Source organism: Acidipropionibacterium timonense (assembly GCF_900605005.1).
In the GTDB taxonomy this organism is placed as follows: Bacteria; Actinomycetota; Actinomycetes; order Propionibacteriales; family Propionibacteriaceae; genus Cutibacterium; species Cutibacterium timonense.
Genome location: NZ_LR027558.1, coordinates 1,279,680 through 1,299,610, shown reverse-complemented (window position 1 = coordinate 1,299,610; position 19,931 = coordinate 1,279,680). Strand labels below are relative to the sequence as shown.

Annotated in this window: 15 protein-coding genes; 7 read left to right on the top strand and 8 right to left on the bottom strand. The window is 69.0% G+C overall.

Annotated elements, in window-relative coordinates; all coding sequences use genetic code 11:
• Positions 1 to 42 precede the first annotated feature (42 nt).
• Together E0E30_RS06120 and nucS are read left to right on the top strand one after the other, a co-directional pair.
• Positions 43 to 279, top strand: coding sequence for a hypothetical protein (locus E0E30_RS06120; protein ID WP_130865546.1), 237 nt, complete (start codon positions 43 to 45; stop codon positions 277 to 279).
• Positions 280 to 429: 150 nt separating this feature from the next.
• On the top strand, positions 430 to 1,143 hold the full coding sequence (gene nucS, locus E0E30_RS06115) for an endonuclease NucS (RefSeq protein ID WP_130865545.1): 714 nt from the start codon (positions 430 to 432) through the stop codon (positions 1,141 to 1,143).
• 39 nt (positions 1,144 to 1,182) lie between these two features.
• Here the strand turns inward: nucS and E0E30_RS06110 are convergent, their stop codons facing one another.
• The gene (locus E0E30_RS06110) at positions 1,183 to 2,379 is read right to left on the bottom strand and encodes a DivIVA domain-containing protein (RefSeq protein WP_245306520.1); all 1,197 of its coding nucleotides are present in this window, start codon (positions 2,377 to 2,379) and stop codon (positions 1,183 to 1,185) included.
• A 298-nt stretch (positions 2,380 to 2,677) separates the two neighbouring features.
• On the bottom strand, positions 2,678 to 3,136 hold the full coding sequence (locus E0E30_RS06105; protein WP_130865544.1) for a VOC family protein: 459 nt from the start codon (positions 3,134 to 3,136) through the stop codon (positions 2,678 to 2,680).
• 213 nt (positions 3,137 to 3,349) lie between these two features.
• Here E0E30_RS06105 and E0E30_RS13280 point away from each other — a divergent pair, with 213 nt between their 5' ends.
• Together E0E30_RS13280 and E0E30_RS06100 are read left to right on the top strand one after the other, a co-directional pair.
• Complete coding sequence (locus E0E30_RS13280; RefSeq protein ID WP_167853908.1) at positions 3,350 to 3,502, top strand: hypothetical protein; 153 nt, start codon at positions 3,350 to 3,352, stop codon at positions 3,500 to 3,502.
• Positions 3,503 to 3,504: 2 nt separating this feature from the next.
• Entirely contained in the window at positions 3,505 to 4,032 is a 528-nt protein-coding gene (locus E0E30_RS06100; protein ID WP_130865543.1) for a PH domain-containing protein, read from the top strand.
• A gap of 78 nt (positions 4,033 to 4,110) precedes the next feature.
• Here the strand turns inward: E0E30_RS06100 and pgm are convergent, their stop codons facing one another.
• Positions 4,111 to 5,739: a phosphoglucomutase (alpha-D-glucose-1,6-bisphosphate-dependent) gene (gene pgm / locus E0E30_RS06095; protein WP_130865542.1), complete on the bottom strand. Its 1,629-nt coding sequence runs from the start codon at positions 5,737 to 5,739 to the stop codon at positions 4,111 to 4,113.
• Between the two features lie 143 nt (positions 5,740 to 5,882).
• Between pgm and E0E30_RS06090 the strand changes: the two genes are divergently transcribed.
• The 3 genes from E0E30_RS06090 (at position 5,883) to E0E30_RS06080 (ending at position 10,137) form a co-directional block, all read left to right on the top strand.
• A complete protein-coding gene (locus E0E30_RS06090) occupies positions 5,883 to 6,827 on the top strand; it encodes a tetratricopeptide repeat protein (RefSeq protein WP_130865541.1) in 945 nt (314 codons plus the stop codon).
• 74 nt (positions 6,828 to 6,901) lie between these two features.
• Complete coding sequence (locus E0E30_RS06085; protein WP_130865540.1) at positions 6,902 to 7,615, top strand: HAD family hydrolase; 714 nt, start codon at positions 6,902 to 6,904, stop codon at positions 7,613 to 7,615.
• On the top strand, positions 7,612 to 10,137 hold the full coding sequence (locus tag E0E30_RS06080; protein ID WP_130865539.1) for a glycoside hydrolase family 65 protein: 2,526 nt from the start codon (positions 7,612 to 7,614) through the stop codon (positions 10,135 to 10,137). The genes E0E30_RS06085 and E0E30_RS06080 overlap by 4 nt, the downstream gene beginning before the upstream one ends.
• A gap of 125 nt (positions 10,138 to 10,262) precedes the next feature.
• Here E0E30_RS06080 and E0E30_RS06075 read toward each other — a convergent pair whose 3' ends face one another.
• From E0E30_RS06075 to E0E30_RS06055, 5 genes are all read right to left on the bottom strand, one after another.
• On the bottom strand, positions 10,263 to 12,362 hold the full coding sequence (locus tag E0E30_RS06075; RefSeq protein WP_130865538.1) for a glucose PTS transporter subunit IIA: 2,100 nt from the start codon (positions 12,360 to 12,362) through the stop codon (positions 10,263 to 10,265).
• Positions 12,363 to 12,436: 74 nt separating this feature from the next.
• The gene (glgB, locus tag E0E30_RS06070) at positions 12,437 to 14,362 is read right to left on the bottom strand and encodes a 1,4-alpha-glucan branching protein GlgB (protein WP_130865537.1); all 1,926 of its coding nucleotides are present in this window, start codon (positions 14,360 to 14,362) and stop codon (positions 12,437 to 12,439) included.
• Between the two features lie 95 nt (positions 14,363 to 14,457).
• Positions 14,458 to 15,789, bottom strand: a complete 1,332-nt coding sequence (locus tag E0E30_RS06065) for a phosphotransferase (RefSeq protein ID WP_130865536.1) — start codon at positions 15,787 to 15,789, stop codon at positions 14,458 to 14,460.
• The gene (treS, locus tag E0E30_RS06060) at positions 15,789 to 17,498 is read right to left on the bottom strand and encodes a maltose alpha-D-glucosyltransferase (RefSeq protein WP_130866773.1); all 1,710 of its coding nucleotides are present in this window, start codon (positions 17,496 to 17,498) and stop codon (positions 15,789 to 15,791) included. The genes E0E30_RS06065 and treS overlap by 1 nt, the downstream gene beginning before the upstream one ends.
• A gap of 139 nt (positions 17,499 to 17,637) precedes the next feature.
• A complete protein-coding gene (locus E0E30_RS06055) occupies positions 17,638 to 19,917 on the bottom strand; it encodes an alpha-1,4-glucan--maltose-1-phosphate maltosyltransferase (protein ID WP_245306519.1) in 2,280 nt (759 codons plus the stop codon).
• Positions 19,918 to 19,931 lie beyond the last annotated feature (14 nt).

Here is a 19,931-nt window from a genome sequence, read left to right as displayed (position 1 = left end):
GCCCCCTTGTCGGTGGGTGGACCCGTCAAGGAGTCTGGGGGCATGACGACGAACGTGCATGAAGGGCGGCTCCGGGGCTTGTCACCGGCCAGTTCACCGAAGTCTGAGGGCCTGCGCGACAGGCGGGACCGCCTGCCCCGTCCCGGTGAGGTCATCGGTGTCGTCACAGCGGCAGTCGTCGTCACCGTGGTCGTCGTGCTCGCCTGGCTGGCCGGCCCGGGGTGGTGGGACGGCAGCGCCCGCCTCGGCCTGTTGCGCGCCGTCCTGGGGATGGGGTGAGACGGCGGGCTCGGTCGGCGGTCGGCTCGGCTCCACGTGGCGCCAGAACATCCACCTCGCTCCCGGTACTCGGGGAGCAGGGTGACATCTCTGGAGCCAGGTCGTCACGGGGGCGGGCCGAACGACGTCGGTCGGGTAGAGTCGTCGGACGTGCGTCTCGTCATCGCGGACTGTCAGGTCGACTACACCGGTCGTCTCACCGCCCATCTGCCGTGGGCGAGGAGGCTCATCGTCGTCAAGGCCGACAACTCGGTGAGCATCCATGCCGATGACCGGGCGTACAAGCCGCTCAACTGGATGAGCCCGCCGTGCACCCTGTCGGTGCGCGAACCCCGGGACGACGAGGCGGCGGCCACGGCCGACATCGATCGGCAGCTCACCGCGGTCTGGGAGGTCCATTCACCGACCGGTGACCACCTGCAGATCCTCCTGGGCCAGATCCATCTCGACACCACCCATGAGCTCGGCGTCGACCCTGGGCTGCAGAAGGATGGCGTCGAGGCCCACCTCCAGGAGCTCCTGGCCGAGAACCCGGAGGTGTTTGGCGCCGGGTGGAGCCTGGTGCAGCGCGAGTACATGACGCCGATCGGCCCGGTCGACCTCCTGTGCCGCAATGCCGAGGGGGTCTACGTCGCCGTCGAGATCAAGCGCCGCGGCGAGATCGACGGAGTCGAGCAGCTCACCCGCTATCTCGACCTGCTCAACCGAGACCATCTGCTCGGCTCCCACGTCGACGGGGTGTTCGCGGCCCAACAGATCAAGCCGCAGGCCCGTACCCTGGCCACCGACCGCGGCATCGCCTGCGTCACGGTCGACTACGACGAACTTCGTGGGATGGACCACCCGGAGGACCGACTCTTCTGAGTCGGTCACTGCTGCGTCGGTCCGGGCTGCGGGGGAGAACTACTTGCCCTGGGGGTCGATGACGGCCGTCCGGTCGACGTCGAGCACCGTCGTCGGGTTCTCGTCGGCGGAATCGAGGACCTGGGTGGCGGCCTCGACGGGACGACCACTGACGACCGTCCGCTCGGTGTCGCTGGTCGCGAAGGGATCGGTGTCCGGGTAGTCGTGCTCGGCCTGGGCGGCGAGCGCCTTGAGGTTGTTGAGCTGGGCGACGACGGAGGCCTTGCGCTGGAGCAGGGCGGCGGTCTCGCGCTCGAGCTGTTCCTTGCGCCAGGCGTACTGCTCCTCGATCCGCTCCTTCATCATCGCCGCCTGGCGGTGCGCCGTCGCGATGCGGTTCTCCGCGTCCCGGGCCGCCTGGGTGCGGGTCTCCTCCGCCTGGGCCAGGGCGTCGTCGCGGATCTTCTGGGCCTGCACGGTGTGCTCGTCGAGCTGGGCCGCGGCCGCCTTCTGGTGAGCGGTGGCCTGGGCCAGGAGTTCCGAGACGGTCGCGTCGGCCTCGTCGTGCCGCGCCTTCGCCTCGGCGGCCAGTCGCTCGGACTCCTCACGAGCGCGGGCGACGATGTCGGAGGCCTCCTTGCGCGCGTGCTCGAGGATCTGCGCCGCCTCGGCCCTCGACCCCTGGGTGAGGGACTCGGCCTTCGTCTGCGCCTCGGTGACGATGGCGGCGCCGCGGGTGTTGGCCTGCTCGACGAGGGTCCGGGCCTGGTCGCGGGCGGCGTCGATGGCCTTCTGGGCATCGGTGGAGGCCTGGTCACGAAGCTCCCGCTGGTTGGCCAGACCCGCCACGCGGATGTCGTCGGCCTCGGTCTGGGCGGCCGACCGCAGGTCGGCGGCGACCCGGCGGCCCTCCTCCTTGATCCGCTCGGCCTCGTGGCCGGCCTTGGCGACGATGTCCTTGGCCTGGGTCTCGGCGGCGGTGAGGATCCCGGTGGCGTGCTCACCCAGCCGGGTGAAATCGGTCTTCGTGGCCTGCTTCTCGGCCTCGGCGACCTGGTGCCGCAGGTGCCGGGTGAGCTGCTTGAGGGTGGATACCTGCTGCTCGATCTCGCGAACGTAGTTGTCGACGCTCGTCCGGTCATATCCCCACATCGTGTGGGTGAAGCTCCCCGCGGCGCTCGCACTGTCGTCGAACAGGTTGAGGCCGGTCTCCTCGTCCTGGGACTCGTTGCTCGTCGGCTCGACTGGACTGGTCACCGCGGTTTCCCCTCTCACATCGCTGCTGCGTCCACCACGCTACCAACCGGCAGCGACAAAGACGCGGCGACAAACGGGGGAGGACGCCGTCCCCGCCACCACACGACGACGGACCCGCGACGAGTCGCGGTCCCCACGACCACACGACGACGGACCCGCGACGAGTCTCGGTCCCCACGACCACACGACGACGGACCCGCGACGAGTCGCGGTCCCCACGACCACACGACGACGGACCCGCGACGAGTCGCGGGTCCGTCAGGGGGCGATGTAGGACGACGCTGGCGTCGTCACCCGATCACTTCTTGTAGGGCATGCCCTCGGCCGGGGGCTCGGTGATCTCGATGAGGATGCCGCCGGTGTACTTGGGGTGCAGGAAGATGACCCGCGAACCGCCGGTGCCGGTGGAGGGCTCGCCGATGAGGACGGCGCCGCGCTCCTTGAGCACCTCGATGGTCTTGTCCAGGTCGTAGGTGCGGTAGCACACCTGCTGGATCATGTTCTTGTTCTTGGCGATGTACTTGCCGATGGTGGTGTCCTCGCCGAGCGGGGCCAGCAGCTGGACGACCGTGGACTCCTTGCCGAAGTCACCGGTGGCGATCATGGCCTCCTCGACGCCGTGACCCTCGTTCTTCTCACGCAGCAGCACGTGGAAGCCGAGCACGTCGCAGTGGTACTTGATGGCCTCGTCCATGTCCTTGACGGCGAAACCGACGTGGTCGATGCACGCGAACGGATCGTTGTTGAAGTTCTCCATGGCGACCATTCTTCCACCGGCGAGGCGGCCGGGGGCGTCAGGGGGGTGGGTCCGCGGTGACGAGTTCCCGGAACGTACCGATTCGGGTCCGCCCGGCGTTGCGCGCGAGTCATCGGCGCTCACGTGCACCACGATGGGACCCACGGGTGTCTCGTGCCCCGACGACCCCCGAACGGCGTCCAGCCGGGGACGAGTACGACAAGGAGCCAGTGGATGAAGAAGATCCTGCAGACGACCCTCTGGGTCTTCATCGTCGTCTTCTGCCTGTACTACATCTTCACCGACCCGCAGGGAACCGCCAACATCATCCGCGGCTTCTTCTCCGGACTCTTCGGCTTCGTCCGCGCCCTCGGGGGACGCGGCTGACCGTGCCCACCCGTCTGCGTCGATTCTTCGTCCCCGACGTCGACCGACACCTGCTCATCGACGAGGGCGAGTACATCATCGACGAGGTCGACAAGCACTGGGTGCTCACCGTCCCGCCGGCCGCTGCCCTCCTCGTCTCGATGGCGCTCTACCTCACGATGTGGCGCCTCGGCCCGGCCTGGCCGACGCTCATGATACTGGGGATCCTCCTCGACCTGTGGGCGATCATCCAGTTCTACATCCACCACATGGACCGCTTCGTCATCACGAACATGCGGGTCTTCCGGGTGCACGGCATCGCCGACCAGCACCTGGCGACGATGCCCATGACGCGGATCCTCGACATCTCCGTGGAGCAACCCCTGCTCGGCCAGATGCTCGGATACGGGCACTTCGTCTTCGAGTCCGCCGCCCAGGACCAGGGCCTGCGGGTCATCACCTATGTGGCCCATCCCGAACGACGCGACCTCACCATCCAGGCGGTCATCCAGCGGGCAGGTCTACGGACGAACCTCGCCCATCCCAAGTGACCTTCCCACCTCGGACGAGACGACGCCGCCCCCTCGCGGGGACGGCGTCGGTCGGTCCGGCGATGGGCCCGGACGGGGTCACGCCAGGGCGGCGTCGACGACGTCCTTGGCCTGCTCCTGGACGCGGGCCAGGTGGTCGGCGTCGATGAGCGACTCGGCGTAGATCTTGTACTTGTTCTCGGTGCCCGAGGGGCGTGCGGCGAACCAGGCATGTTCGGTGACGACCTTGATGCCGCCGATCGCCGCACCGTTGCCGGGGGCCTCGGTGAGCACCTGGAGCACCTTCTCGCCCGCCACCTCGGAGGCGGTGACGTCGGCCGGCGACAGGGCCTTGAGCCGCGCCTTCTGCTCGCGGGTGGCATCGGAGTCGATGCGCGCGTAGTAGGACCGGCCGAAGCGTTCCTCGATCTGCGCGTAGAGCTGGGACGGCGACTGGCCGGTGACGGCCTTGATCTCGCTGGCCAGCAGGGCTAGCAGCAGGCCGTCCTTGTCGGTGGTCCAGGTGCGTCCGTCGAGGTCGAGGAAGGATGCCCCGGCCGACTCCTCGCCGCCGAAACCGAGGTCACCACGCATGAGCCCGGGCACGAACCACTTGAACCCGACCGGCACCTCGACGAGGCGGCGTCCCAGGTCGGCGGCCACCCTGTCGATGAGCGAGGAGGAGACGAGGGTCTTGCCGACCCCGGCGTCCGGGGCCCACCCGGGCCGGTGCGCGAAGAGGTACTGGATCGCGACGGCCAGGTAGGCGTTGGGGTTCATGAGGCCGGCATCGGGGGTGACGATGCCGTGGCGATCGGAGTCCGCGTCATTGCCGGTGGCGATGTCGTAGCGGTCCTTGTTGGCGATGAGCGAGGCCATGGCGTTGGGCGACGAGCAGTCCATGCGGATCTTGCCGTCGGTGTCGAGGGTCATGAACCGCCACGTGGGGTCGACCGTCTCGTTGACGACGGTGAGGTCGAGGCCGAGGTGCTCGCTGATGTACTCCCAGTACTGCACCGACGCGCCGCCCAGCGGATCGGCGCCGATGTGGACGTCGGCGTCGGCGATGGCGTCGAGGTTGAGGGCATTGCGCAGGTCGTCGCAGTAGGCGCTGCGGTAGTCGAAGCGGGTGACCTCACCGGCGACCTGCTCGTACGAACGACGTCGGATGCCCGAGGGATCGTGCAGGAGTTCGTTGGCACGGTCGGCGATCCACGTCGTCGCGTCCGTGTCGGCCGGGCCGCCGTGCGGCGGGTTGTACTTGAAGCCGCCGTCGCGGGGCGGGTTGTGCGAGGGGGTGACGACGATGCCGTCGGCCCGGGGCCCCTGTCCCAGACGGTTGTGGACGATGATCGCCCGCGAGACCGCCGGGGTGGGCGTCCAGTCGTCGTCGTGCTCGGCGATGACGGCGACGTCATTGGCGCGCAGCACCTCGATGGCAGTGGTCCAAGCGGGCAGCGACAGGGCGTGGGTGTCCTTGCCGATGAAGAGGGGCCCGGTGATGCCCTGGGCGGCCCGGTACTCGACGATGGCCTGGGTGGTGGCAGCGATGTGGGCGTCGTTGAACGCTCCGTCCAGAGAGGAGCCACGGTGACCGGAGGTGCCGAAGACGACCTTCTGGTCGGGGTTGTCGGGGTCCGGGGTGATGTCGTGGTAGGCGGCGAGGACGGCATCCACGTCGATGAGGTCTGATTCGGTCGCCGGCTGACCGGCGCGTTCATGTGCCATGCCGCCATCCTCTCACCGTGACCGGAGCCGATGGGTCCATGGGCCACAATCGGCGCGAGTCGGCGGGCGCTGTGTGCTGCGTTCCGTGCGGATGGTGGCCCCGTCGGTTGCCTCGGGACGCCATCGGTCGTTGAATTGCTGTCATGCCAGTCGAATCCTTCAACCGTCCGGGTGCCGTCGATCTGTCGGGCCTGGCCCAGGCAGCTCAGGCCGCCTCCACGAGCGCTCCGTCGCTGACCCCATCCTCGCAACCGGGCGGCGGTCGGTCCTGGGTGGCGCAGGGCACCGAGGAGAACTTCAACGAGTTCGCCCAGAAGTCGGTGCAGTACCCGGTGCTCATCGAGTTCACCTCGCCGCGCGCCCACGGTGCCGAGGAGATGTCGGCGACGCTGGCGCGGCTCACCGATGAGGCCGCCGGACGATGGCTGCTGGTCCGGGTGGACGTCGACGCCAACCCTCGTTTGGCCCAGAGCATCGGCATCCAGGCGGTCCCCATGCTCGTGGCCCTCATCGGAGGTCAGTTGGCTCCTCTGGCCCAGGGCACCGTCGATGAGACGCGGCTGCGCGAGATCACCGAGCAGGTGTCGCAGGCCGCGGTCGCCTCGGGGATGGTCGGACGGGCCGAACCCGTGACGACCGCCACCCCCGCGGGCGTCGACCAGGCCGAGGCCGGTCCCGACCCACGGACCGTGGCGGCCGAGAAGCTCGTCGACGAAGGACGCTACGAGGAGGCCCTGGCCGCCTACGACGCCCTGCTCGCGGCGGAGCCGCAGGACCCGGTGCTCAAGGCCGGACGGGCGGGGGTCGGCGTCCTGTCCCGAGTGGCCGGGGCCGACCCGCGCGCACTGCTCACCACCGCCCAGGAGTATCCCCACGACGTCGACGCGCAGCTCGCGGCGGCGGACGTGCAGATCCTCGGGGGCGACGTCAAGGGGGCCTTCGACCGCCTCGTCGACGTCGTCCGCCGGACGAGCGACGAGGACCGCGACCGCACCCGTGCCCGGCTCCTCGAGCTCTTCGACATGGTCGGCACCTCGGACCCCCAGGTGAGCGCGGCCCGTCGCGCCCTGGCCGCCGCCCTCTTCTGATTCCGGGGCCACGTCGAGGGACGTTGTGGCCGTCGAGCGCTCGGATGTCGTCGAGGTGTCCATAGCATGGGGGTATGGATCTGTCCTCCTTCACGGCCTTCCTCTTCGACCTCGACGGCGTGCTGACGCCCACGGCCCGCGTCCATCGGCGGGCCTGGGCGGAGATGTTCGACGCCGTCCTGGCCGACCACGGCGACCCTCGACCCTTCAGCGACGCCGACTACCTGGCCCACGTCGACGGACGTCCCCGCTATGACGGGGTCCGCGACTTCCTGGCCTCGCGCGGCATCACCCTGCCGGAGGGGACGCCCGAGGACCCCGCCGACGCGACCACCGTCTGTGGGCTCGGCAACCGCAAGAACGAGCTCTTCCTCGCCGTGCTCGCCCGTGACGGCATCGAGCCCTATCCCGGTTCGCTCCGGCTGGTCCGTCAACTCGTCGATCGGCACGTCGACCGGGCCGTCGTCTCGGCGTCCCGCAACGCCCGGCAGGTGCTCGACCGGGCCGGGCTGACGTCCTTCTTCGACGTCATCGTCGACGGGCAGGTGGCCCAGGAGCAGGGCCTGGCGGGCAAACCGGCGCCGGATCCCTACCTGGCCGCGGCGTCCATGCTGAGCCGTGCCCCCGGCGAGTGCGTCGTCGTCGAGGACGCCGTCTCCGGGGTGCGCTCCGGTGCGGCCGCCGGAGCCGGACTCGTCGTCGGGGTCGACCGTGGTGCCGGCCCGGAGGCGCTGCGTGCCGCCGGCGCGCAACTCGTCGTCGCCGATCTGGAGGAGCTGGTGTCATGACCGTCGATCCCATGGACCGCTGGCGGTTCCCGGACGACCCGTGGGCGCTCGTCGAGACCGCCCCGAGCACCGAGGACCTGGGACGAACCGAGACCCTCTTCGCCGTGGGCAACGGCTACCTCGGGATGCGGGGCAATCCGTCCGAGGGTCGGGACTCCTGGGCGCACGGAACCTTCATCAACGGGTTCCACGAGACCTGGGACATCCACCATGCGGAGTCCGCCTACGGCTTCGCACGCACCGGGCAGACCATCGTCAACGTTCCCGACGCCAAGCTCGTCAAGCTCTACGTCGATGACGAGCCCCTGCTGCTCAGCGTCAACGAGCTGCAGTCCTACAAGCGGTGGATCGACTTCCGGGAGGGGGTGCTGCGTCGCGAGCTCGTGTGGCGCACCCCGGCGGGCAAGGTCGTGCGCGTCGCCACCTCGCGGATGGTCTCGTTCACTCAGCGTCACCTGGCCCTCATGGACATCGAGGTGACGATGCTCGAGGGGGACGCCCCGGTCGTCATCAGCTCGCAGATCCTCAACCGCCAGGACGGCATGGACGAGTACCGCGAGCACGACCGCGCCATGGGGAAGATCGAGGACCCGCGACGGGCCCGGGCCTTCGCCGACCGTGTCCTGGAACCCCAGATCGACTGGCACTCGGACCAGCGGATGATCCTGGGGTTCCGCACCGCCCGGTCGGGGATGACGCTGGCCGTCGGGGCCGATCACACCATCGACACCGAGAACGAGTACGAGGCGCTCATCGACACCAGCCCCGACATCGGCAAGCGCGTCTATCGGATCGAGGCACGTCAGGGGGTGCCGATCCGCGTCCGGAAGGCCGTGGCGTACCACACCTCGCGCAAGGTCCCGGTCAAGGAGCTCTTCGACCGGGTCCGCCGGACTCTCGACCGGGTGCGTGAGCAGGGACACGAGTCCTACCTGCGCCAGCAGGAGGAGTGGCTCGAGGAGTACTGGCGCACCGCCGACGTCGAGGTGACCGGGGCCCCCACGGGCACCCAGCAGGCCATTCGCTGGAACCTCTTCCAGATCGCCCAGGCCGCGGCCAGGGCCGATCAGCTCGGCATCCCGGCCAAGGGCGTCACCGGATCGGGGTACGAGGGGCACTACTTCTGGGATGCCGAGGTCTACGTCATCCCCATGCTCACGTACACCCACCCGCGACTGGCCCAGAACGCCCTCATGTTCCGGGTCAACACCCTTCCCGAGGCGCGCCTGCGGGCGGGGGAGCTCTCGCAACGGGGCGCCCTGTTCCCGTGGCGCACCATCACCGGTGAGGAGGCCTCGGCCTTCTACGCCGCGGGCACCGCCCAGTACCACATCAACGCGGACATCGCCCACGCACTCATGGCCCAGGCCCGGGCGACGGGGGACAAGCAGTTCCTCTTCCGGGACGCGGCCCCGGTGCTCGTCGAGACCGCACGGATGTGGGCCGACCTGGGGTTCTGGAGGCTCAACGGGGAACGTGAGTTCCACATCCACGGGGTGACCGGGCCCGACGAGTACACGACCGTCGTCGACAACAACTTCTACACCAACGTCATGGCCCGGGCGAACCTCACCGACGCCGCCGCCGTCATGCGGCGGATGCGGACCGAGGACCCCCTGTGGTACCAGCACCTGTGCGCGCAGCTGCACCTCGACGTCGACGAGGTGCGGGGCTGGGACGAGTGCGCGGCAGGGATGGTCATCCCCTTCGACGAGACCTTCGGGATCCATCCGCAGGACGACCAGTTCCTCTCCCGTGAACTGTGGGACCTGGCCAACACCCCGGCCTCCAGCCGCCCGCTCCTCCTGCACTACCACCCGCTCGTCATCTATCGACACCAGGTGCTCAAGCAGGCCGACGTCGTGCTGGCGATGTTCCTCCAGGCCGACCAGTTCACCGAGGCGGTCAAGCTCGCCGACTTCGAGTACTACGACCCCATCACCACGGGGGACTCAAGTCTGTCGGCCGTCGTCCAGGCCATCATCGCCGCCGAGGTGGGACACCAGGACATGGCCATGGAGTACTTCCGCTCCGCCTTGTTCTGCGATCTGGCCGACGTCCACGACAACGCCGGCGACGGCGTCCACGTGGCTTCAGCGGGGGGCATCTGGGGTTGTCTCGTGCACGGGTTCGCCGGCATGCGGTGTGATCGGGCCAGTCTGCGGTTCGATCCGCGACTCCCGGCGCAGTGGGAGTCGTTGAGTCACCACCTCGTCCTGGGCGACTCCGACCTGCTCGTGACGATCGAACGGGACGCCGCGACCTTCCAGGTGCTCACCGGGTCGGAGCGCGAGGTCACCGTCCGGGGGGAGCTCGTCCGGGTCGGCCACGAGCCGGTTCGGGTGGCCCTCGCCGGTCAGGGCCCGGTCCGGCCGCGGCTGACGGGGACCCATCCCGTCGCCGGCCTGAGGCGCGCCGACGGTTCCCTCGTGACGTCGGAGGTTCCCGACGAGGCCGACCGATCGGTGGACCGACGGGAGGACGGGTCCGAGCCGTGGCAGGCCGGCCCCACGCAGTCCTGAAACCCTCACGCGGTCCCGGCAGGATGGCTCCGGCGCTCCACCGATGACACGCACAGGGCGGCCGGGTCCTCGAGGGACCGGGCCGCCCTGTGCGGTGAGGGGACTGACAGGTCGGTGAGGGGACGTCAGGACTTCGTCACGGTGATGACCGGGGTCGACGTCGTCACGGCGTCGGCAGGGATCCCGGTGACCTCCGAGTAGTCGAAGCCGTTGGTCACGAGCACCGGCGTGATGTTGGAGTACCCGGCGTCGGCGATGACCTTGCGGTCGAAGGTCACCAGGGGCTGCCCGGCGGTGAAGGTGTCACCGGCCTTGACGTGGACGTCGAAGCCCTTGCCAGCCAGCTCGACGGTGTCGATGCCGACGTGGATGAGCAGTTCGACGCCGTTCTCGAGCTTGAGGCCCAGGGCGTGCCCCGATGCCGGGGCGGTGACGACGGTACCGGCCGCGGGCGCGACGACGGTCGTGCTCGTCGGGTCGATGGCCACACCCTGGCCGACGACGCCGGTCGAGAAGACCGGGTCGGGAATCTCGGTGATGGGCAGGGCCTTGCCCTCCAGCGGCGAGAGGACGGTGAGCGTGCCGGCCCCGTCCTGCGGGTCGGCCGACGATGCCGAGGCATCCTCGATCTGCTGCGCGGCCGGCGTGGCTGCCCCGGCGGTCGCGCCCTGGGTTGCCACCGCCGCGGCAGCGACGGGTGAGGCCACCGCTGCCGGCTCGGCCGACTCCGCGGCCTCCGCGGCCTGGCGGGCCTGCGCCTCGGCACGGACGGCAGCCTTCTCCTCCGGCGTCCGGTAGTCACGGACGATGACGAGGATCATCGAGACGAGGAAGGACGCTGCGATGGCGATGCAGTACAGCCCGATCTTGTCGAAGGCCGGGATGGTGAGCAGCGAGGTGAAGATGAAGGCGCTGGTGTGGAGCCCGCCGCCGAAGCCGATGATGAGACCACCGGTGAGGCAGCCGACGAGCATCGACGGGTAGATCCGCTTGAACCGCAGGTGGATGCCGTAGAGGCTCGGCTCGGAGATGCCGCCGAGCAGGCCGGCCGCCAGGGCTCCGGTCGCCGTCTGACGCATGGTGACGTCCTTGTCGCGGATCGACAGGAAGAGGACACCGGCCGTCGCACCGAAGCAGGCGAAGTTCCACGCACCCATGGGGCCCTGGATGTAGTCGTAGCCGAGGGTCTGGATGTTGAGGAGCATGACGGCGTTGAGCGGCCAGTGCAGTCCCAACGGCACCATGAAGGGGTAGGCCAGCGGGATGAGGACCGCGAAGATGAAGGCGCTCGTGCCGTTGACGGCCGCCAGGCCCTTGGCCAGGTAGGCACCCAGGTAGACGCCGATCGGGCCGATGAGGAAGGCGGTGAGCGGGATCATGATGAGCATGGCCAGGAACGGCACGAAGATGAGCTGGACGTTCTGCGGGATGATCTTCTTGAGGCCCTTGTTGAGCGGGCCGAGCACCGCCGCCATGAGCAGCGGTGGGAAGACGGTCGAACCATAGTCGAAGATGGTCAACGGCAGACCGAAGATGTTGACGATCTTCACCGCCGAGCCGGCGACCGTGGCGTTGTGGGCGACGCTGGCCAGGCCGTTGAATCCCGGCAGCATGACGATGGCCATCGTCGCGAAGCCGACCCAGGGATCGACGTTGAGCTTCTTCGAGGCGTTGTAGGCCACCATGAGCGGCAGGAAGTAGAAGACCGTCTTCCACGTGAGGTTGACGAACTGCCAGCTCGGCGACAGCGTGACACGCGAGTCGGCCCAGTTGCCGATGACCCCCGTCGTCGCCATGAGCGACATGAACGTGATGAAGAGGGATGCTCCCAGCAGGGCACCGATGATGGGCCGGAAGGAGTCCGAGAGGAACTCGAAGAAGGTGTCGAGCCAGGAGAACCGGCCACGGGGTCCCTTGGCCCGTGCTGCCGCCTTGACGTCGGCGTCGCTCTGGGAACCCTTGACGGCGGCACCGAGGTTCTGCATCTGGGGCAGGGCCATGATGTCCTTGTAGACGCTGTCGACGGCACCGCCGATGACGACCTGGTAACGGTCGCCGCTCTGGGGGACGGCGCCCATGACGCCGGGAATGGCCTCGACGGTCGGCGTGTCGACCCGGGACCCGTCCTTGAGCTGGAACCTCAGCCTCGTCGCGCAGTGGGTGAGGCTCGTGATGTTCTCCGGGCCGCCCACCGCCTCGACGATCTGGGAGGGAGTTGAAGACATAGTCGTAGGACCTTCTGTGTGGGGTGGTCCGTCCGGCGGGACGGACCGAGAAGGATCTTACGGCGCGTCCACACTCATGAGGACTGCGGGGCGGACGATGAGGCCTGCGGGTCCCATCGCAACCACACCGAACCCATCGGCGGGACGCAGACGGTCGCCGTGGCGTCGAACCGGTCGTCGTTGGGAGCGGCCACCGCCTCGATCCGGCCGAGGTTGCCGAACTGGCCGGTGCCGTCGTACTCGGTGGCGTCGGTGTTGAGGATCTCCTGCCAGACGCCGACGTGCGGCAACCCGACCCGGTAGCGGGTCTGCGGGTTGGGCGAGAAGTTCGTCAGACACGCGATGACCGAGCCCTGCTCATCACGGCGCAGCCAGGAGAAGATGTTGGCTCCGGCGTCGTTGGCGTTGATCCACTCGAACCCACGTGGGTCGGAGTCGAGCTCCCACAGGGCCGGGTTCTCCCGATAGACGGCGTTGAGGTCGCGGAAGAGTCGCTTGAGGCCACCGTGACCCCACAGGTCGGCGACGAACCACTCGAGGCTCTGCGACTCGTCGAACTCCCGGCGCTGCCCGAACTCGCAGCCCATGAAGACGAGTTGCTTGCCGGGGAAGGACCACATGTACGAGTAGTAGGCGCGCAGGGAGGCGAACTGTCGCCAGTCGTCCCCGGCGACCTTGTTGATCATCGACCCCTTGCCGTGGACGACCTCGTCGTGGCTGATGGGCAGGATGAAGTTCTCCGAGTACTGGTAGATCATGGCGAAGGTCATCTCGTCGTGGTGGTACTGACGATGGACCGGGTCGAGCTCCAGGTACCGCAGGGAGTCGTTCATCCACCCCATGTTCCACTTGAAGCCGAAGCCGAGACCGCCGGCGTCGACCGGCTTGGTGACCCCGGGGAAGCTCGTCGACTCCTCGGCGATCATGACGATGCCGGGGTGACGGGCGTAGAGGTGCGAGTTGACGTAGCGCAGGAAGTCGATGGCCTCGAGGTTCTCGCGACCACCGAAGCGGTTGGGCACCCACTGTCCCTCGGGACGGGAGTAGTCGAGGTAGAGCATCGAGGCGACGGCGTCGACGCGCAGTCCGTCGACGTGGAACTCGCTCACCCAGTACAGGGCGTTCGAGACGAGGAAGGACTTCACCTCGTTGCGCCCGTAGTTGAAGATGTACGTGCCCCAGTCGAGGTGCTCCCCCTGACGCGGATCGGCGTGCTCGTAGAGGGCGGTCCCGTCGAAGCGGCCCATGGCCCAGTCGTCCTTGGGGAAGTGCCCGGGAACCCAGTCCATGATGACGCCGATGCCGGCCTGGTGGAGCGTGTCGATGAGGTACCGCAGGTCGTCGGGGGAGCCGTAACGGCTCGTCGGGGAGAAGTAGCCGGTCACCTGGTAGCCCCAGGACGGGGCGAAGGGATGCTCGGCCAGGGGCATGAACTCGACATGGGTGTAGCCCTGCCAGGTGACGTAGGAGACGAGCTGGTCGGCGAGCTGGCGATAGCTCAAGCCGTGACGCCACCCTCCCAGGTGCACCTCGTAGACGCTCATCGGCTCGCGGTGGGCCCTGGACGCGGCACGGCGTTCGAGCCACTCGTCGTCCGACCAGCTGTAGTGGCTCTCGGTGACGATGGAGGCATTGCCCGGGGCCTGCTCGCTGTAGCGGGCCATGGGGTCGACCTTCTCATGCCAGGTGCCCCACTGGTCGAGGATGCGGTACTTGTAGAGGGTTCCCTCGCCGACGCCCTCGATGAAGGTGCCCCACACGCCCGAGCCGGGGATGAGCTGCATGTCGTCGCCGGTCCACCAGTTGAAGTCGGCGATGACCTGGACGGCTCGGGCATTGGGTGCCCACACGGCGAAGCGGGTGCCGGTGACCTGGCCACGCTCGTCGTCGGCGATGGTGACGACGTGGGATCCCAGCCGTTTCCAGCACTCGGTGTCGCCGCCGGAGTGGAATCCCTGGAGATCCACTCCCGTGAGGCCTCCGAAGGTGTCGTGCGCCATGTCATCTCCTCGTTGATGTGGGTGCCGTGGGTCTCAATCTAGCGCCACCGGACCCCGGTTCGTGGGCGCGGCGGGAGATGTGGGGGCAGAACTGTTCAGACCGGATCCGTGGGCTGGCCGACGCCGTGCGAGCCGCTCGCGGCGATGGAGCGCAGGGCGCCGAGGGGGATCTCGATCCAGTCGGGACGATTGAGGAACTCGTAGACGACCTCGTAGATCGCCTTGTCGGCCTCGTAGGCCGACAGGAGGTCGACATCGACGGCCTCGATGGTCGAGGCATATCCCGTCAGGAAGGCCTGCCTGGCCTGCGTCGCCCAGGCCCGCGTCTGCGGGGAGCTCGGGTCGGGGGTGGCCGAGGTGGCGTAGGAGAGTGAGCGCGTCATCCCGGCGACGTCCCGCCACGGGCTGTCGGGGGCACGGCGCTCGGCGGCGCTCTTGAGGGGCTCGCCCTCGAAGTCGATGATCCGCCACCCGTCGGGGGTGAGCAGTGTCTGGCCCAGGTGGAAGTCCCCGTGCACCGGTTGGGCGGCCAGGGTGCGTCCTCGCAGCCGGTCGAAGATCGCCGTGAGGCCGGGCCGCAGCGGTTCCAACTGCGCGACCGTGGCGGTGGCGCGATCGAGGCGACGGACCATGAGGTCGGCGACGTCGTCCCCCCGCAGCTGCCGCGGCCCGGACCCGAGATCCACCTCGGCCAGGGCGTCGTGGATCTGGGCCAGCGCCGAGCCGAGCGCCCGGCAGTCGTCGTCGACCGGCTCCAGACCGGCGGCCTTGGCACACACGTACTCCCAGCCGTCGCGGGGCTGCGGCAGACGCTGGACGATCATGGCCAGATCGGTGCGGAGGTCGCCCTCGGCCAGCGGAACGGCGGCGTGGACCGCCCCGTGGAGGGTGGCGACCGAGGTGACCCCGGCGCGATTGAGCGCGGCGTGGATGGTGACGTCGAGGTTGTCGCCGGGCTCGAGGCGACGGAAGACCTTGATGATGACGGCGTCGTCCACCTCGATCGAGGTGTTCGACTGCTCCCCGCCGAAGCGTCGGGCGATGCGCACCGGAGTCGGCGCGGGCCGCAGCCGTTCGAGCGTCCACCATCCGGAGGGATCGACGGGATGGCCCTCGAGGAGTTCCCGGGCCCAGCCCACGAGGGCCTCACCGTCCTCGGTGGCGTCGCGCCAGGGGGTCCCCTCGGGGTCGACGGCGATGGCGTCGGACTCCTGCGACGCCGGCGTGACGAGCACCTGGTAGTACTCGGGAGATCCATCGGGGTAGCGCACCGTCGCGACGAGATGGTGCACCCGCGCCACCGGCGTCAACTCGACGACGTCCTCGAGACGGCCGTCGCGGCCCTTGCCGGAGAACCAGCGGGCGGCACTCACGTGCTGCCAGAGCCGTCCCCGGACGTCCTCGTCGTTCCACCAGGTGTGTGTCATCACTGCTCCTTCGGCTCGGGTTCGCGCAGGACGAGCCAGCTGAAGCCCCATCCGGGCAGGACATGCGTCAGCCGAGCCTCGTCGTCGATGGGTTCGATCGGCTCGTCGCGCAGCATCGGACGCGGACGGACGCCGGCGGAACCGGGGACCTCGACCTGGAAGGTCCGCTCGGTGGGGCTGAGGTTGGCCAGGCACAGCACGGTCGTCCCGGCATCGCTGCGCAGGAAGGCGAGGATGGCCTCGTCCGGGCCCCCGAGGTCGACGAAGTCGCCGCGGCCGAAGACCGGGTGTCGACGCCGCAGGGCCAGCATGGAGCGCAACCATAGCAGCAGGGACGAGGGGTCGTTCATCTGCCGGGCGACATTGACCCGCGCCGGCCGGAAACCGAACTGGTCGATGAGCGGCAGGTGGAAGCGCTCCAAGGGGGCCTGCGAGAACCCGGCGGTGTCGGTGGCATCCCACTGCATGGGGGTACGGACGCCGTCACGGTCGGGCAGCCAGGGGTTGTCGCCCATGCCGATCTCGTCGCCGTAGTAGAGCACCGGGGAACCGGGCAGGGACAGCAACAGGCAGTGCAGCAGCCGGATGCGGGCGTCGTCATTGCCGACCAGCGGTGCCAGTCGGCGTCGGATGCCCAGGTTGCACCGCATCCGTGGCTCGGGCGCGTACTGGCGCCACATGAACTGCCGCTCCTCCTCGGTGACCATCTCGAGGGTGAGCTCGTCGTGGTTGCGCAGGAAGGTGCCCCACTGGCAGCCGTCCGGGATGGACGGGGTCGACGCGAGGATCTCGCTGATGCTCCGGCGGGAGTGTTGTTCCAGGGCCATGTAGAGCCTCGGCATGACCGGGAAGTGGAAGGCCATCTGGCACTCGTCGCCGTCCCCGAAGTACTCGACGACGTCCTGGGGCCACTGGTTGGCCTCACACAGGAGGATCCGCCCGGGGTACTCGCGGTCGACCATGGCGCGCAGGTCCTTGAGGATCCGGTGGGTGCCGCCGAGGTTCTCGCAGTTCGTGCCGTCCTCCTCGACGAGGTAGGGGACCGCATCGAGTCGGAAGCCGTCGATGCCCAGGTCGAGCCAGAACCGCACCGCGTCGAAGATCTCCTCGAGCACCCTGGGCTCGTCGAAGTTGAGGTCGGGCTGGTGGTGGAAGAACCGGTGCCAGTAGTACTGACCGCGCTTCTCGTCCCAGGTCCAGTTCGAGCGCTCGGTGTCGAGGAAGATGATCCGGGCGTCCTGGTAGGGCTCGTCGGTGTCGGACCATACGTAGTAGTTGCCGTAGGGGCCGTAGGGGTCCCTGCGCGAGGCCTGGAACCACGGGTGCTCGTCGGAGGTGTGGTTCATGACGAAGTCGACGATGACCCGCAGACCACGGTCATGGGCCGCGTCGAGCAGGCGACGGAAGTCGTCGACGGTACCGAGTTCCTCCCGGATGCTCCGGTAGTCGCGCACGTCATAGCCCCCGTCGCGCAGGGGCGAGTCGTAGAAGGGCGGCAACCACAGGCAGTCGACGCCGAGCCACTGCACGTAGTCGAGGCGTGACTCCAGGCCCGCCAGGTCTCCGACGCCGTCCCCGTTGGAGTCGTGGAAGGACCGGACGAGCACCTCGTAGAAGACGGCCGTGCGATACCAGTCCGGCGTCGACGAGTCGACGGACCCGGTGGGGTGCACCTGGCCCAGGGCCTCGCTGAGTTCGCTGGCCGACATGTCGAGCAGGTGCTCGTCGGCGTGGTGGGCGACGGATGCGACGTGGGGGGAGTGGGACACGAGGTTCCTTCGGCGATGGGGTACGGGTGAAGCCGTCCCGACCTCAGGTCGGGAGCGGCCCTCGGGCTGTGGTGTGTCGTCAGGGACGCCGGACCGACAGGATGTGCGCCGGTTGGGACGGGTACAGGCCCACCCAGGCCTGCTGCGACCAGGTGAAGTCCGCCCCGGTGAGCTCGTCGTGCACGTCGAAGGTCGCGTGCTGGTCCAGGCCGAGAGCGGCCATGTCGAGCATGACCTGGGAGCCGACTCCCCAGACCGGGTCGAGGCTCACGACGACGATGACGACGTCGTCCCCGGCCTTCTTGGAGAAGACGAGGACCCGGTCGTCGGGAGCGTGGTGGATCGTCACGTCACGCAGCTGCTGGAGCGCCGGGTGGGCCCGACGGATCTCGTTGAGCCGGGTGATGAGCAGGGAGAGGTTCGGCTGGGCGTTCCAGTCGCGCGGCCGGTACTCGTACTTCTCGGAGTGGGCGTACTCCTCGCGTCCGGGCAGGGGCTCGTGCTCGCACAGCTCGAAACCGGAGTAGACGCCCCAGCTCGGGCTCATCGTCGCGGCGAGGATGGCACGGATGGCGAACCCGGCGGGATTGCCATCCTGGAGGTAGTACGGGTTGATGTCCGGGGTGTTGACGAACATGTTCGGCCGGTACCAGGCGGAGGTGTCGCGGGACACCTGGGTGAGGAACTCCTCGATCTCCCACTTGGCGGTGCGCCAGGTGAAGTACGAGTAGCCCTGTTGGAAGCCGACCTTGGCCAGGGCCTGCATCATCTCGGGCCGGGTAAAGGCCTCGGCCAGGAAGATGACCTCGGGATGACGCCGATGCATCGTCGCCATGACCCAGGCCCAGAAGTTCACCGGCTTGGTGTGCGGGTTGTCGACGCGGAAGATCGTCACCCCGTGGGAGATCCACAACTCGAGCAGGCGGATGACCTCGCGGTGGATGCCCTCGGGGTCGTTGTCGAAGTTGATGGGGTAGATGTCCTGGTACTTCTTCGGCGGGTTCTCGGCGTAGGCGATGGTGCCGTCGACCCGGGTGGTGAACCACTCGGGGTGCTCGGTGACCCAGGGATGGTCGGGCGAGGCCTGGAGGGCGAAGTCGAGGGCGACCTCGAGGCCGAGGTCGTGGGCATGACCGACGAAACGGTCGAAGTCCTCGAAGGTGCCCAGATCCGGGTGGATGGCGTCGTGGCCGCCGTCGGCCGATCCGATGGCCCAGGGCGAGCCGGGATCGTACGGTCCGGGGACGAGGGTGTTGTCGCGTCCCTTGCGGAAGGCGGTGCCGATGGGGTGGATCGGCGGCAGGTAGACGACGTCGAAGCCCATGGCCGCGGCGGCGTCGAGACGCTCCCAGGAGCTGTCGAAGGTACCCGAGGTCCATGATCCGTCGGGGTTCTCGTGGGCGCCCTGGGAGCGGGGGAAGAACTCGTACCAGGAGCCGTAGAGGGCCCGACGCCGCTCGACGACCAGCGGCGTGCGGGCGGTCGGGCTGGTGAGAGGTCGGTCGGCATGACGGCGCATGGCCGCGGCGAACCCGGCATCCTCGACGAGCCCGAGCAGCTCGGCGATGGGGCGGTTCGGGTCGAGTACCGACCCGGCGGCGTCGAGGGTGGCCACGGCGTCCTCGTCGCCTCGGGAGGAGGCACGGTCCCGGGCCGAGGTGACCAGGACACGACCCTCGGCGCAGACGAGGTCGACGTCGATGCCGGCGGCCAGCTTGGCCGCGGCGTTGTGGTGCCAGGTGCCCCAGGCGTCCGACCAGCCCTCGACGTGCATCGTCCAGTCGCCCTCGGCGTCGGCGCTCACTCGGGCCGTCCAGATGTCGAGGCCGATCGGCTCGACCTGGACCATGTCGGTGACGAGACGGCGTCCGTCGGCATCGGTGAGGACGACACTGGCGCCGACGGCGTCGTGCCCCTCGCGGAAGACATTGGCGCGCACCTCGAACTCCTCGCCGACGACGGCGTAGGCCGGCAGGCGCCCGCCCTCGACGACCGGTTGGACGTTGTGCACGGGAATCCGGCCGTAGCCGCGCAGCGGGGCATGGCCGGGGCGGTCCAGCGGCAGGTCCTGCCGGGAGCTCTCCGGCTCGGGGGCGTCGGCCGCGTGACGGGGGCGGCTCACCGGCTCGTTATCGGAGGCATCCGCGGGCAGTGGCGCGGGAGTGCCGGTCGCGGCCGTCCCGTCCTCGGTGGGAGCCGGATCACTCGCCGCGGCCTCGGGCGTCGCCGGGTCGGCGACGGGTCCCTCAGCGGTCGCCGGGTCGGCGACGGTTCCGTCCGAGGTCGCCGACTCGGCGACGGGGGCCTCGGGGCTCGCGGACTCCTCGGGCTGCTCGTCGGAACGCTGGCGTCTGTTCATCCTCCACACGAGGA

Bases quoted from the DNA above. Each gene is read 5' to 3' on its own strand.
- E0E30_RS06120 (WP_130865546.1), top strand. From the start codon at position 43: ATGACGACGAACGTGCATGAAGGGCGGCTCCGGGGCTTGTCACCGGCC.
- E0E30_RS06065 (WP_130865536.1), bottom strand. From the start codon at position 15,789: ATGACACACACCTGGTGGAACGACGAGGACGTCCGGGGACGGCTCTGG.
- glgB (WP_130865537.1), bottom strand. From the start codon at position 14,362: ATGGCGCACGACACCTTCGGAGGCCTCACGGGAGTGGATCTCCAGGGA.
- E0E30_RS13280 (WP_167853908.1), top strand. From the start codon at position 3,350: ATGAAGAAGATCCTGCAGACGACCCTCTGGGTCTTCATCGTCGTCTTC.
- E0E30_RS06085 (WP_130865540.1), top strand. From the start codon at position 6,902: ATGGATCTGTCCTCCTTCACGGCCTTCCTCTTCGACCTCGACGGCGTG.
- treS (WP_130866773.1), bottom strand. From the start codon at position 17,498: ATGTCGGCCAGCGAACTCAGCGAGGCCCTGGGCCAGGTGCACCCCACC.
- E0E30_RS06090 (WP_130865541.1), top strand. From the start codon at position 5,883: ATGCCAGTCGAATCCTTCAACCGTCCGGGTGCCGTCGATCTGTCGGGC.
- E0E30_RS06080 (WP_130865539.1), top strand. From the start codon at position 7,612: ATGACCGTCGATCCCATGGACCGCTGGCGGTTCCCGGACGACCCGTGG.
- pgm (WP_130865542.1), bottom strand. From the start codon at position 5,739: ATGGCACATGAACGCGCCGGTCAGCCGGCGACCGAATCAGACCTCATC.
- E0E30_RS06075 (WP_130865538.1), bottom strand. From the start codon at position 12,362: ATGTCTTCAACTCCCTCCCAGATCGTCGAGGCGGTGGGCGGCCCGGAG.
- E0E30_RS06105 (WP_130865544.1), bottom strand. From the start codon at position 3,136: ATGGAGAACTTCAACAACGATCCGTTCGCGTGCATCGACCACGTCGGT.
- E0E30_RS06055 (WP_245306519.1), bottom strand. From the start codon at position 19,917: ATGAACAGACGCCAGCGTTCCGACGAGCAGCCCGAGGAGTCCGCGAGC.